The organism is Sediminibacterium sp., assembly GCF_051861365.1.
Lineage (GTDB): Bacteria > Bacteroidota > Bacteroidia > Chitinophagales > Chitinophagaceae > Sediminibacterium.
Genome location: NZ_JBHYCW010000005.1, coordinates 110,312 through 123,488 on the forward strand (window position 1 = coordinate 110,312; position 13,177 = coordinate 123,488).

Consider the following 13,177-nt stretch of genomic DNA (forward strand, 5'->3'; position numbering starts at 1 on the left):
TCATACAGGTATACTGTTCTATTGGAGAACTTTAAGCAACCAACGATAAACCCGGCATGATACCACTCCCACTCGTGATTCCCGAACCGCTCAAGAATGATCGGGTTGATTTTGCAAGGGTAGTTAGAAACCCCGCAACCGGACAATTTTCTTTACACGCCAATGCTTTTTTTGATCAGGGAGAAATCATTTGTGAATTCAGTGCTGCTGAAATTGTAGATACACCTAGTTATAAAACTTTACAATTGGGTTTGAGAAAACATATTCTTTTATCTCCTGATTGTTTGCAGTATACCAATCATAGTTGTGATCCCAATGTATTCTTCGATACAGATAATTTACAATTGACAGCGTTGAAAGCAGTTCAGCCGGGTGATGAAATGGTATTTTTTTATCCTTCTACAGAATGGAAAATGGCAAGCGCATTTAACTGTACTTGTGGCGCTAAAAACTGTTTAGGTATTATTGAAGGTGCTGCTGCATTAAGAGAAGAAATTTTGCAAGCCTATCGTTTGAATTCATTTATACACCTGCAACTGAAAAACAGATAAGATTTACATGTTGATGAATTTATTAACTGCGGAGGAATATGGTCGTTTAAAAATTTGGGTACTGGCTCCTTCTTTGGTAACAAATGATCCGAACATTGATTATTACTACGATTTTTCACAGAGCATCGGTGAGTATACACGTGTTTTTGCTGCATTGAATATGGATTGGCAATGGCAGCCTGTAACAATGGAAGATTATGCAGCTATCATTGCAACGATTCTCAATGAAAAGCAAAGCGGAAAAAGTTTTCCCATCGTACTTAATCTTTGTGATGGCGATGAAGTCAATGGAACACCCGGTATTTCAGTGGTACAATTATTAGCATCATCAGGATTGATCTATACCGGTGCTGATGAATATTTTTATCGGATCACCACTTCTAAAATCCCGATGAAAAAAGCTTTTGATGCTGGGGGAGTTGCTACTGCAGCATGGAAAACCATTTTAGTACCGGAAGATGCCACAAAAGAAGTAGTTCAAGCATTGGGAATCCCGTTGATTGTAAAACCGGCTGTTTCCGGTGGTAGCATGGGCGTGGGTATTCGCAATGTGGTAAGTAATGAACAAGAACTAAAAGAGCAAGTGATGGAAATGTTCAAAGGCTACCGTGGATGGAATTTGGCGGCCGATGGAATCATAGCAGAACAATTTATTCAGGGTCCTGAATTTACTACTATGATTGTGGGTTCATGGTATGAACCGGATCATTGCAGGGTGTATGATGCGGTGGAAAGAGTATTTCATTCCTCTCTTCCCGAAAAAGAAAAATTCTTGTCATTTGATCGTTTATGGGAGATCTATGAAGAAGAAACACCCATGCCTTCCGATGAAAATTTTTATGAATATCAAAAAGCGCCTACATCACTTCAAGACCAAATAAAAGCACTGAGTCTGGCTGCATTCCTGTCAGTAAAAGGAACGGGTTATACAAGAGTGGATATCCGACAAGATGCTAATACCGGAGAATTGTATGTACTCGAAGTGAATGCTCAATGCGGATTGAGTGAGGATGAAGATTATACTTCCATTGGTGCTATCCTAAAAGTGAATGATGAAAGTTTTACTACACTGATACAAACCATTCTTACAGAAGCAGTGAAACGTCATCAATTGAAACAAACGGAGAAATACCAACCCGCTCCGGTGTATGCAGGATATTAAATAAAGTTTCGTGAAAACAACAGTAGATACGGTGAATAATAACTGGGCAAAGGGTAAAAAAATTTGTGTACTGCAACCCGATTACAGCACTACCAATGTCGATTATAAAAATTATGATCCGCCAAGAGATCTTTCTTCATTACTACCCGGCGCCGAGGTTGATCATGTGTTTCTGAATAAACTCACTACCTACAAACAACTGAAAGCGTTACAATACAAAAACTATGATGTATTCGTCAACCTTTGCGAAGGCTATCTGGAATGGGAAGTTCCTTCCATTGATGTGATCTATACCTTGGAGTTATTAGGGTTACCTTATACGGGACCTAATACCAAATTATATGATCCATCTAAAGAGATCATGAAATATTTGGCTTATTGTGAGGGGGTTGCTACACCTGCTTACGCATTGGTGAATGATTTAGATGATTTGAATACGGTTGATATTCCTTTTCCATTGTTTGTAAAACCTTCTAAAGCGGGAGACAGTCTTGGCATTGATGAACATTCCTTGGTGCACAATAGAGAAGAGTTATTGCAACAGGTACAGCTATTATTGCCGGAATATCCACAGTTATTGATCGAACAATATATTGAAGGAAGAGAGTTCACGGTTTTAGTGATGGCTGATGCCAATGGAAAAACCGCTACGGCTTTTCAACCGGTTGAATTTATTTTTCCGGAAGGGTATCAATTCAAGACCTATGCATTAAAAACATCAGCCTTACATCCTTCTGCCAATATTCCTTGTAAGGATACTAGAATCAGTGATGCGTTAAAAGAAGCTGCTATTAAAATCTTCAAAGGGTTCAATGGCGTGGGTTATGCCAGACTGGATTTTAGAATGGATGCAAATCAGCACTTGTATTTCCTGGAAATCAATTTTACCTGCTCTGTTTTTTATACAGATGGATATGAAGGATCGGCAGATTATATTTTACAATATGATGGAATTGGTCAGGCCGGATTTTTAAAAAAAATGATTGAAGAAGGAATTTCACGTCACTTACGCATGCAGAAAAAATATCAGATCAAAGGAAATGCATTGTCCGGTTTTGGTATTTATGCAACACGATCTATCATGTGTAATGAAGTGATTTTCATGGGCGAAGAACAGTCTCAACGCATGGTCACAAAACGTCATGTAGAAACACATTGGAATGATGTTGAAAAAGAAATTTTTCGTCGCTATGCTTATCCGGTAAGCAATGAAGTATTTTTGCTCTGGGATAATGATCCGGCAGCATGGGCTCCGCAAAACCACAGTTGCCAACCAAATACTGCTTATGATGGCTTGAATGTCATCGCCATCCGACATATAGAACAAGGTGAAGAACTAACCCTCGATTACGCCACATTCTTGGATGAACACATGGAGCCTTTTGAATGCCAATGCGGTTCCACCAACTGCAGAAAACGGATCACCGGCACAACGGGTAATACCATAACACAAAGAGAAAGTACTCGTCGTTCTTAAACGAAGCGCTGGTTCAATTGTCCAACTACTAACCCAATTTTTTTGCTTCAATGGTCTGATGCAGGCGATTGTGAATGTATTGTAATGAACTGATGTGTATGATTAGAATGAATGTTTTGGGTAAGTTGGTGCAAGCGCACAAAATGAGATTAGGCATTACCTATGTGTTGTTTTCATTGGAAATGACAGGGGCTTTATTACGTCCTTTTTTTCTGGGAATGGCGATCAATGATTTGATGGAACATTCCTACAGAGGATTGATATTATTGTCATTGGTACATTTTGTATGGTTGGTAATTGGTACTATTCGACATCGTTATGATACCCGTACCTATTCTGCTATTTATACTTCACTAGTGACTCATTTTCTTTCGCGAAAAATAAAAGCCAAAGAGGTTTCTAAACTAAGTGCTCATTCAACGCTTGCCAGAGAGTTTGTAGATTTTCTGGAATTCGATCTGGTATATATCATTGAAGCAGTCTATAATATTCTGGGGTCTATGATCTTACTATTCTTTTATCAATCCTCAGTTGTACTGCTTTGTCTCGCTATACTCTTGCCGGTAATGACTATCAGTTATTTTTATGGCAAGAAAATGAAACGTTTGACACAACTGAAGAATGACGAGTTAGAAAAACAAGTCAATGTCATTTCTTCAGGCGACTCAATTGCTATTCGAAAACATTTCAATAATCTTCGTAAATGGCAAATAAGGATCAGTGATCAGGAAGCATGGAATTTTGGAATGATGGAATTGATGGTGATGGTGGTGATTGCATTGTCGCTTTTAATCACCAATCAGGTAGCAGGTACAACTGTATTGGCCGGTAATATCATTGGCATTTATAACTATATACTAAAGTTTGTTTCAGGCTTAGATACCATTCCATATACTGTACAAAGGATTGCCGCATTGAATGATATTACACAAAGAATTCGCTTGCAAGCAGATGAATATCCCGATGAACCGGATCAGGAAAATGGTGTGGCTATTCATGTATGGAAGCAGTCAGAAACAGCTGCTTAAAAGCAGATCAGGGTATCTGATAAAATCTTCTTAAATTATACCCTCATTTATCAACTACAAAGCAAGGAACATATGAAAAAACAGCTACTGCTGATGACTGCCATTCTGTGCGGAACCCTTACACAGGCACAAAGACTGAATATAGACAGTCTGGTGAAAGAATCTAAAAAAACAGAACAATGGGAGCCTGTTCCCACAGTGGTTACACCCGGTAAAACCAACACTGATGCACCTTCAGATGCAATCGTACTTTTTAATGGAAAAGATCTCAACAGCTTTCAAAAAAAAGGTGGTGGACAGCCCGGTTGGAAAATTGAAAAAGATGGATCATTGACCGTAGTGAAAATGTCGGGTGATATTGAAACCAAACAAGGTTTCGGTAGTTGCCAGTTACACATAGAATGGAAAGCACCGGCGGTGATTGCAGGAAACGGACAATCACGGGGGAACAGTGGTATTTTTTTCATGGGCAAATACGAATTGCAAGTATTGGATTCTTATAATAACCCCACCTACGTAAACGGACAAGCAGCCAGCATCTACAAACAACATATTCCGCTGGTGAATGCCAGCAGAAAACCCGGAGAGTGGCAATCTTATGATGTGATTTTTACAGCGCCGCAGTTTTATGCAGATGGACAAATACAAACACCCGCAAGAATCACCGTATTTCACAATGGGGTATTGGTACAAAACAATGTAGAGATCAAGGGAGGAACAGAATGGATTGGTCCGGCCAGCTATAAAAAGCATGGCGACAAAGAACCCATCATCTTACAAGATCATGGTAATGACGGGGGTAATCCGTTGAGTTATAGAAATATATGGATTAGAGAACTATAGGAAACAAGAAACAAGAACAAAGAAACAGGGATCAAGGAAGGTTCAAGAAACAATATTCAAGTTTTCTTTTAAATAGCGCCGGACTTCAGTCCGGCGAATAAGAGATCCGTGAGAATAAGAAACAGGAAACAAGAATAAAGAAACACGAAACAAGGAAGGTTTAAGAAACAATATTCAAGTTTTCTTTTAAATAGCGCCGGACTTCAGTCCGGCGAAAAAGAAATCCGATAGTATGAAGTCTTGCAGCATGTAGCTTGCAGCTTGTCGCTTTCTTGTCACCTGTTTCTTCGTTCTTGTCTCTTACGCAAAAATTGCGTATAAATACCTATTGCCATCCTCGCATTTCTGCCCTTATCTTGCGCATCTGATCAATGGAGATTTTCATGATGGCACAACCTGCAAGTATTTTACAATCTGTTTTTGGTTATACTTCGTTCCGGCATAATCAGGAAGCGATCATTGATCATTTGCTGAGCGGGAAAGATGCGGTTGTATTGATGCCAACGGGCGGTGGTAAGAGTTTGTGTTATCAGGTACCTGCATTGTGTCTGGAAGGCGTGACTATTGTAGTGAGTCCCTTAATCGCGCTCATGAAAGATCAGGTAGATGCATTATTGTTATCAGGTGTTAAAGCAGCATTTCTCAACAGCACACAGCATCCTTCTGAACGGGAAGCCATTTTACAACAGTTGCGTAACAATGAGTTGAAACTGCTCTATGTAGCGCCGGAACGTTTGGTGGGATCTGAGATCAATCTGCTTCAATTTTTGAAAGAACAGGCATCGCCTGCCTTGTTTGCTATTGATGAAGCACATTGTATCAGTCAGTGGGGACATGATTTCAGACCGGAATACCGCATTTTGCATGAATTAAAAATTCAGTTTCCTTCTGTTCCCGTGATTGCGCTGACTGCGACTGCGGATGGCTTGACTAAAAAAGATATCATTGATCAACTCCAACTCAAAGACTACCGTGTTTTTGAAAACAGTTTCAATCGACCCAATATCACCTATTATGTGAAACCCAAGCGTAATTATTATGATGAGTTGGTAGATTATTTGGAACAGCATAAAGAGGATAGTGGTATCATCTATTGTTTGAGTAGAAATGCAACTGAAAAATTAGCAGAGGATTTGAAGGCAGATGGATTCAATGCAGAAGCGTATCACGCAGGATTGGATAAAACAACACGCGATCAGCGACAAGATTTGTTTCTAAAAGATGATATCAATATCATGGTCGCAACCATTGCTTTTGGAATGGGGATCAATAAAAGCAATGTGCGTTATGTAATTCATGCAGATCTACCTAAGAACATTGAAGGCTATTATCAAGAGACAGGTAGAGCCGGAAGAGATGGTTTACCCAGTGAAGCCATTTTATTCTATGGACCCGGTGATGTGATGAAGTTGAAAAACTTTGCGCAGATCGATAACAATCCGGAGCAAACAAAAATTCTTTTGGATAAGCTCGATAAAATGGTGGCTTTCTGTGAAACCAAACAATGCAGAAGAAAATACTTACTCAATTATTTTGGGGAACAAGCGCCGGAATATTGTGGTACCTGTGATACTTGTATTCACAAACCGGAATTATCTGATCAAACCATTGTGGCGCAGAAAATCATGAGTGCAGTTGCACGTGTGAATGAAAGATTCGGATTGGGCTATATCGTTGATTTGTTGCGAGGCAGTGCGAGTGAGAAAATAAGACCCGAGCACAAAGAGTTGAAGGTATATGGTATTGGTAAAGACAAACCCAGAGACGAATGGATGCACTATACCCGTGAACTTTTATCCAGTGGTTATTTGCAAATGAGCGATAACCAGTATCCCGTATTACAACTCACAGAAAAAAGTAAAGGGGTTTTATTTCAGGGTGAAAAAGTATTCTTACATGCACCTATTCAAATCACAACAACTAAAGAGCCTGTTGTTTATCAGCAATTGCCTTATGAAAAGGAATTATTTGAGCAACTGAAAAAGCTGCGTAATACAATAGCACATGAAGAAAATGTACCTGCTTATTTGATTTTTAGTGATAGCAGTTTGATTGATCTGGCTACCTATCTTCCTTTTACAACAGAAGACCTGAGTAAGATATCGGGATTTGGTGTCTATAAAATTGAAAAGTATGGCGAAGCTTTTTTAACGCAGGTACAGGATTATTGCAACGAACATGGATTGGATACCAGAATAGAGCTGAAACAACCCAAGCGGGAACGGAAAAGTAAACTACCCAGAGAAAGAGAAACTGATACTAAAAAGATTTCACTGGATCTGTATCAAAAAGGGATGAGCATTGAGGAGGTCGCAATACAAAGAACACTTTCAATCAGTACCATAGAAACACATTTATCATACTATATTTCTTCCGGGAAGCTGGACATTACTAATTTTGTATCCCCAAACAAGCAAGAACTGATCCAGGCGGCAATCGCAAAATATGGTAAAGCAAGTCTACGGCTTTTAAAAGAAAATTTGCCCGAGACAATTAGTTATGGTGATATCAGATTCACTATGGCAGCTACGGAAATCAATGCATAATCAGCGCATGTATTTCGCAAGGGAGTTGGTATACTAATAAGTAGTATATCACCGGTAATATCGTGTGCTTTCAAATTCAATACTATGAATGGAAAGATCTCAGTGATAATAGCCGATGATCATCTCGTTTTTCGTGAAGGATTAAAAGATATGTTATCCTATCACCCTGAAATTGTACTCAAGGCTGAAGCATCGAATGGAAAAGAGTTACTACTAAGGGCAAAGCAATATGCTCCGGAAGTGATCATTACCGATGTAAAAATGCCGTACATGGATGGTATTGAGACTACGAAGAAACTTTGTAGAATGTATCCCGGCGCCAGAATTATTGCACTCAGTTCTTTTAGTGAAGATCATTTAATTATTGATATGCTTGAAGCCGGTGCACAAGGTTTTTTATTGAAAGGAATACGGGAAGAAGAACTCATTACGGCTATCAAAGCCGTGTATGAGTACAAGCCTTATTTCTCTCCGGATATAACAGAAAAGCTAACCCGCATTATTGCAGGCAGATACCATCATAAAAAGGGGCCACAACATGTGACATTAACCGAAATTGAAAAACAGATCATTGTTTTGATCTGCCGGGAACTGACCAGTAAAGAAATTGCGGAGCGATTAGAAATAGGCAAAAGAACGATTGAAAGCTACCGGATGCGTATCATGGATAAACTGGGAGCCAAAAGTGTGGCATCTGTTATTACCTATGCGCTAAAAGCCGGTTTGATACAAAGAACAGCTTGATTCTACGCGTTTATTGCCATAATCGGCATAGAAAATGAGATAAAAGCGGGATTTGACTAATTTTTAACCACTTCTGTGCAGCCATTTCTGTTATTTTTGCGCCCTATTGCCATATATTGGCGCAACGAAACGAGACAATGAAAAAATTAGTAGTACTCTTATTGGCTATTTCAGGAACCCTGCTGGCCAACGCTCAGAAGAAAACAACCAAGACCAAAACAGATTGGAGTAAAATAGACCTTAGTGGTCGCCCTGCCGATCATTTCATGATTCAGTATGGAGGTGATTCATGGACAAACCGTCCGGATAGTGTTCGTACCGGAAATGGTTTTAGCCGACATTTCAATATCTATTTTATGATCGATAAACCCTTCAAGACCAACAAGAAAATGAGTCTGGGTTTAGGTGCGGGTTTGGGAACCAGTAATATCTTTTTCAATAACACACGTGTAGATATTAAATCTCCTGCAGCAAGATTGCCATTTACCAATGTTGATAGTGCAGATCATTTTAGTAAAAGTAAATTGACCACCATCTATTTTGAAATTCCTTTGGAACTGCGTTACTATTCCAATCCGGAAAATCCGGGTAAATCATGGAAAGCGGCTGTGGGGTTAAAGCTAGGTACCTTACTGAAGTCTTACACAAAAGGTAAGAACTATGTGAACAAAAACGGACAAAGCATTTATGGTACTTCTTATGTTGAAAAACAAAGCAGCAAACGTTTCATCAATGGAACCATGCTGGCAGCCACGGCGAGAATTGGATATGGTAGTTTGTCGTTGGATGCGGGTTACCAGCTGAACACGGTATTGAAAGATGGCGTGGGTCCATCGATGAGAAAATTCTCTATTGGTATTACCATTAGCGGATTATAATCAGAAACATATATTATTCCAACCCCGCTGAAACCTAGGTCTAAGCGGGGTTTTTATTTTTAAGCAAAAAGCAAAGGTTACCTTTGCAAAAAGAGGAACAGACTTTGATTGAGAAGCAACATAAAATTAAGGGAGAAGAAACTGCGGTTTTAGTAGGATTGATTCAGAAGGAACAAACCCAGGAGCAGGTATATGAATACCTGGATGAGTTGGCTTTTTTAGCCGAAACAGCAGGTGCACAAACCGTTCGCAAGTTCACACAGAAATTACCACATCCTGATAGCAGAACCTTTGTAGGGAAAGGAAAATTGGAAGAGATCAAAACCTATGTCAGTGGAAAAAAAATTGATTTGGTGATTTTTGATGATGAATTAACAGGCTCACAAATTACCAATATTGAAAAAGAATTGGGTGTAAAAACCATCGATCGAAGTGACTTGATTCTCGACATTTTTGCGCGCAGGGCAAGAACGGCTCAAGCTAAGGTGCAGGTAGAATTGGCACAGTATCAATACTTGCTACCAAGATTGAAAGGGATGTGGAAACACTTGGAAAGACAAGGGGGTGGTATTGGTACCAGAGGTCCGGGTGAAACGGAAATTGAAACAGACAGACGTATTGTAAAAGATAAGATCTCATTGCTGCGAAAAAGATTGGCGGAGATCGATAAACAGTCGTTTACACAACGCAAAGAGAGAGGGGAGTTGATTCGTGTATCATTAGTGGGATATACGAATGTGGGGAAGAGTACCTTGATGAATGTGTTGAGCAAGAGTGATGTGTTTGCAGAAAACAAACTCTTTGCAACCCTTGATACAACTACACGAAAGATCGTTTTTGAAAACACGCCTTTTTTATTGAGTGATACGGTAGGATTCATACGTAAGCTACCGCACCATTTGGTGGAGAGCTTTAAAAGCACGTTGGATGAAGTAAGAGAAGCAGATATTTTATTACATGTAGTAGATGCATCGCATCCGCAATATGAAGATCAGATTGGGGTGGTGAATAAAACTTTACAGGAACTGAAAGCTTTTGATAAACCCATACTCACCATCTTCAATAAAATGGATCTCTATGAAGAGAAGAATTTCGATGAGTGGTTGGAAGATGAAGTAAAGCAAGAGATATTATTGGAGTTACGTGAAAAATGGGAGCGTGCCACTGATCATAATTGTGTATTCATCTCCGCATTGGAAAGAAAAAATATTGATGCTTTACGTGAGTTGATTTTGAGCAGGGTTCGAGATATGTACCAGATTCGTTATCCGTATAAAACTGTACACTTCTAAATGTCTTTTTTTAGCTCCACACCGCAATGGCATTTAGTAAGTGCTGCACCTGAATCGCTCGAGTGGCAGTTGAACCATATGTGTTTACTGGAAGTAGCCGGTAAAAAAATAACCCTGGCCCGTTTTGAAGCGCAATATTTTGCTTTTGCGCATAAATGTCCGCATGCCAGTGGGGTGATGGCCGATGGATTGATAGATGCTATGGGGCAGGTGGTTTGTCCGCTCCATCGTTACCGCTTCAATATCAAAAACGGGAGAAATACCAGTGGAGAAGGCTATTATCTCAAAACCTACCCTTTGGAACAGCGTGAAGATGGCTTATACGTAGCTTTTTGACCAAATTTTTGGATATAGATTTTGCCAGATTGCATTTTTCCCTATTTTTGCCACCCCGAAAGGGAAACGGTATTCCCAAATAGCTCAGTTGCTTGCCCGCCTTAGGAGGGTTAGAGCATTCCGCCTGAGGCGGATTAATCAACGGGTCAAAAAAGAATATCAGGCACATTCCCAAATAGCTCAGTTGGTTAGAGCATCTGACTGTTAATCAGAGGGTCGCTGGTTCAAGTCCAGCTTTGGGAGCCTTACTTGAAAAAGGGACAGATTTTGTTATCTGTCCCTTTTCTTTTTCTTCAAAACCCTTGTCAATATTGAGCATTAGGCTAATAGCGGGGTTATAGTTAAGGGTTTGATAATCTCCATCTTTGAATACCATTTTCCCATCCAAAATCGTGTTTAGAAGCCGAATTCTCGTATCAGTATCACCATTTTTAAAGTAATAGGGGATATTCTCAATAATGGGTATCGAATGCTCAACATATCGTTTGAAGTCATATTTGAGCCCCATTTCGAGTTCTGTACGTTCAGTAACCCAATCTCTTTCTTTTGATTCTAGTCTGTTAAAACATTCATTATAAGCTTCAGGTGAAATCCTACCATTAACATAATCGTTGAACTTTTCTTCTTTGTTTTCAATGCATTTTTTTATGCTTTTATCTAAAGATTCAATTTCAGCAGTTATTTGGGCTTTATTTTGATAATACGTTTCCTCTAAAAGACTTTTATACATCGGCAATAAGTGCATATTTTTTCCGAAATCTGCTGATATAATCTCAATAAATCTATCATTTACTTTATGGGCATTAAACCTATAATGTCCTTTTTGACATTGATAATATGGATGTTTCCTTTTTTTAGTTGCACATCCTGTCATACTCTTTCCGCATTCTGGACAAAGTAGAAACCGCCTCAAAATCAATCTTTCATCATTTGGTTTTCTAATATTCTTTTGTCGTTTTCTTGCGTTCAGGTTCCATTGTACTTTTTCGAAAGTTTCTCTTGAAACTATTGATTCATGAGTGCCATTTACAATTTGTTCAGGTTCTCCTTTGTAAGGCTTGATAACAATATCACCCACATAAATTCTATTCTTCAATAAATTAATAAATGTCTGCTTAGCCATTGGCTTACGATTATGCTTTTGCATCATAATTCGCATCACTTCAAGTATGGAATGATTACCCTGTGCATATAACTCAAAAGTGTCTCGTATAAAAGCAGCAGTAGGTTTATCTATTATTAGAATTGATTTTTTTGCTTCATCTTTTTCATATTTATAACCCAAGGGTATTTTGCCCAAATACCTACCCTGAATTTTGGCAGTATAATATGAAGCTTTTGTTCGTATACTAATTTTTTCCCTTTCAACTTGAGCACTAGCTAAAGTAATAGCAAATCCATATATTGATTCTGGATTTTCAGAATTGTATCCTTCTTGTTCAATTGCTCTTAGTTCGATTCCTAGTTCTTTCATCTCATAAATAAGATTCATAGAATCACTCATATTCCGACTTAAACGGTCCCATCTAGTAAAAAGGATTAAATCGATAGTCTTTTTGTGCTCTCGAATATATCTTCTAAGTTCCTTCCATTTCGGACGATCAAAGCTTTTTCCAGAAAAGTCTTCTTCGTAGTGTTTAACAGCTAAAATATCGTTGTCCTTACAATATTTTCGTAAGCTTCTTATTTGATTTTCCAAGCTAAATCCAGTTTTAGCTTGTTCATCAGTTGATACTCTTGTATACAGGAGTGCTTTTTTCATAAAAAATATTTTATATACTATAAATTAATAATATTAGTTCAATCTGCAATACGATTCTGAATATTTTTATTCTCTAAGGGTAGTAGTTGGATGTTTAAATAGGAAAGCTCCATAACAAAGAGGATTACCTCGTCGTCATCATCAAAAATTTTAAATCCAGGAAAAATCAAAATGGAAATATCATGATTGTTGTTGTATAAAAATCGTTTGAGGCTTTTTAAAATTGGGCGTTCCATATTCAAACACAAATGGTTTTCATGAAAGAACCGTATCGGCATTATATTGTTCTTGCGGCAGAATGATAATGCAGCTAGTTTTTGAGCATCAATATTTTTTTTGTGCTCATTTCCCTCGCAGTTATAGATGCTTGTGAGTACAACGGCTTTTTTAGATGGCAACCCAAGTTTGTAATTTTTCATGTTACTTATTTTAATTATTGGCAATACTGTTTAGTTGAATTTTTGCAAACTCCTTTAAAAGGTCCAGCAAGTATTTGGCTTCATTAAGAGATATTCGAGCTCCCTTTTTTTGTAGCTCTTCCTTTAGGGTATGTTCAGT

General features: G+C 38.5%; 12 protein-coding genes and 1 tRNA gene. 11 read left to right on the forward strand and 2 right to left on the reverse strand.

What is annotated here, in order from left to right; genetic code table 11:
* The first annotated feature begins 56 nt into the window (after positions 1–56).
* The 11 genes from ACTIEV_RS03755 to ACTIEV_RS03805 all read left to right on the forward strand — a co-directional run bounded on the left by ACTIEV_RS03755 (position 57) and on the right by ACTIEV_RS03805 (position 11,100).
* Positions 57–551: an SET domain-containing protein-lysine N-methyltransferase gene (locus ACTIEV_RS03755; RefSeq protein WP_322196475.1), complete on the forward strand. Its 495-nt coding sequence runs from the start codon at positions 57–59 to the stop codon at positions 549–551.
* Positions 552–558: 7 nt separating this feature from the next.
* Positions 559–1,713: a hypothetical protein gene (locus ACTIEV_RS03760; protein ID WP_322196476.1), complete on the forward strand. Its 1,155-nt coding sequence runs from the start codon at positions 559–561 to the stop codon at positions 1,711–1,713.
* A 10-nt stretch (positions 1,714–1,723) separates the two neighbouring features.
* Positions 1,724–3,190, forward strand: coding sequence for an SET domain-containing protein-lysine N-methyltransferase (locus ACTIEV_RS03765; RefSeq protein ID WP_439516117.1), 1,467 nt, complete (start codon positions 1,724–1,726; stop codon positions 3,188–3,190).
* Positions 3,191–3,288: 98 nt separating this feature from the next.
* Positions 3,289–4,218 carry an ABC transporter six-transmembrane domain-containing protein gene (locus ACTIEV_RS03770; RefSeq protein WP_439516118.1) on the forward strand — a complete coding sequence of 310 codons (930 nt, stop codon included), beginning with the start codon at positions 3,289–3,291 and terminating at the stop codon, positions 4,216–4,218.
* A gap of 72 nt (positions 4,219–4,290) precedes the next feature.
* Entirely contained in the window at positions 4,291–5,061 is a 771-nt protein-coding gene (locus ACTIEV_RS03775) for a 3-keto-disaccharide hydrolase (protein ID WP_439516119.1), read from the forward strand.
* Positions 5,062–5,444: 383 nt separating this feature from the next.
* Positions 5,445–7,607 (forward strand): DNA helicase RecQ, encoded by a 2,163-nt coding sequence (gene recQ, locus ACTIEV_RS03780; RefSeq protein WP_439516120.1) that lies wholly within the window; start codon positions 5,445–5,447, stop codon positions 7,605–7,607.
* An 84-nt stretch (positions 7,608–7,691) separates the two neighbouring features.
* The gene (locus ACTIEV_RS03785; protein WP_250687061.1) at positions 7,692–8,351 is read left to right on the forward strand and encodes a response regulator; all 660 of its coding nucleotides are present in this window, start codon (positions 7,692–7,694) and stop codon (positions 8,349–8,351) included.
* Between the two features lie 137 nt (positions 8,352–8,488).
* Positions 8,489–9,229 (forward strand): outer membrane beta-barrel protein, encoded by a 741-nt coding sequence (locus ACTIEV_RS03790; RefSeq protein WP_322196482.1) that lies wholly within the window; start codon positions 8,489–8,491, stop codon positions 9,227–9,229.
* A gap of 83 nt (positions 9,230–9,312) precedes the next feature.
* The gene (hflX, locus tag ACTIEV_RS03795; protein WP_322196483.1) at positions 9,313–10,521 is read left to right on the forward strand and encodes a GTPase HflX; all 1,209 of its coding nucleotides are present in this window, start codon (positions 9,313–9,315) and stop codon (positions 10,519–10,521) included.
* Positions 10,522–10,857: a Rieske (2Fe-2S) protein gene (locus ACTIEV_RS03800; RefSeq protein WP_322196484.1), complete on the forward strand. Its 336-nt coding sequence runs from the start codon at positions 10,522–10,524 to the stop codon at positions 10,855–10,857.
* Between the two features lie 169 nt (positions 10,858–11,026).
* Positions 11,027–11,100: transfer RNA gene (locus ACTIEV_RS03805), tRNA-Asn, on the forward strand.
* Here the strand turns inward: ACTIEV_RS03805 and ACTIEV_RS03810 are convergent.
* Both ACTIEV_RS03810 and ACTIEV_RS03815 read right to left on the reverse strand, forming a co-directional pair.
* The gene (locus ACTIEV_RS03810) at positions 11,066–12,619 is read right to left on the reverse strand and encodes a recombinase family protein (RefSeq protein ID WP_322196485.1); all 1,554 of its coding nucleotides are present in this window, start codon (positions 12,617–12,619) and stop codon (positions 11,066–11,068) included. The genes ACTIEV_RS03805 and ACTIEV_RS03810 overlap by 35 nt on opposite strands.
* Before the next feature lie 38 nt (positions 12,620–12,657).
* Positions 12,658–13,038, reverse strand: coding sequence for a hypothetical protein (locus tag ACTIEV_RS03815; protein ID WP_322196486.1), 381 nt, complete (start codon positions 13,036–13,038; stop codon positions 12,658–12,660).
* Between the last annotated feature and the right edge of the window lie 139 nt (positions 13,039–13,177).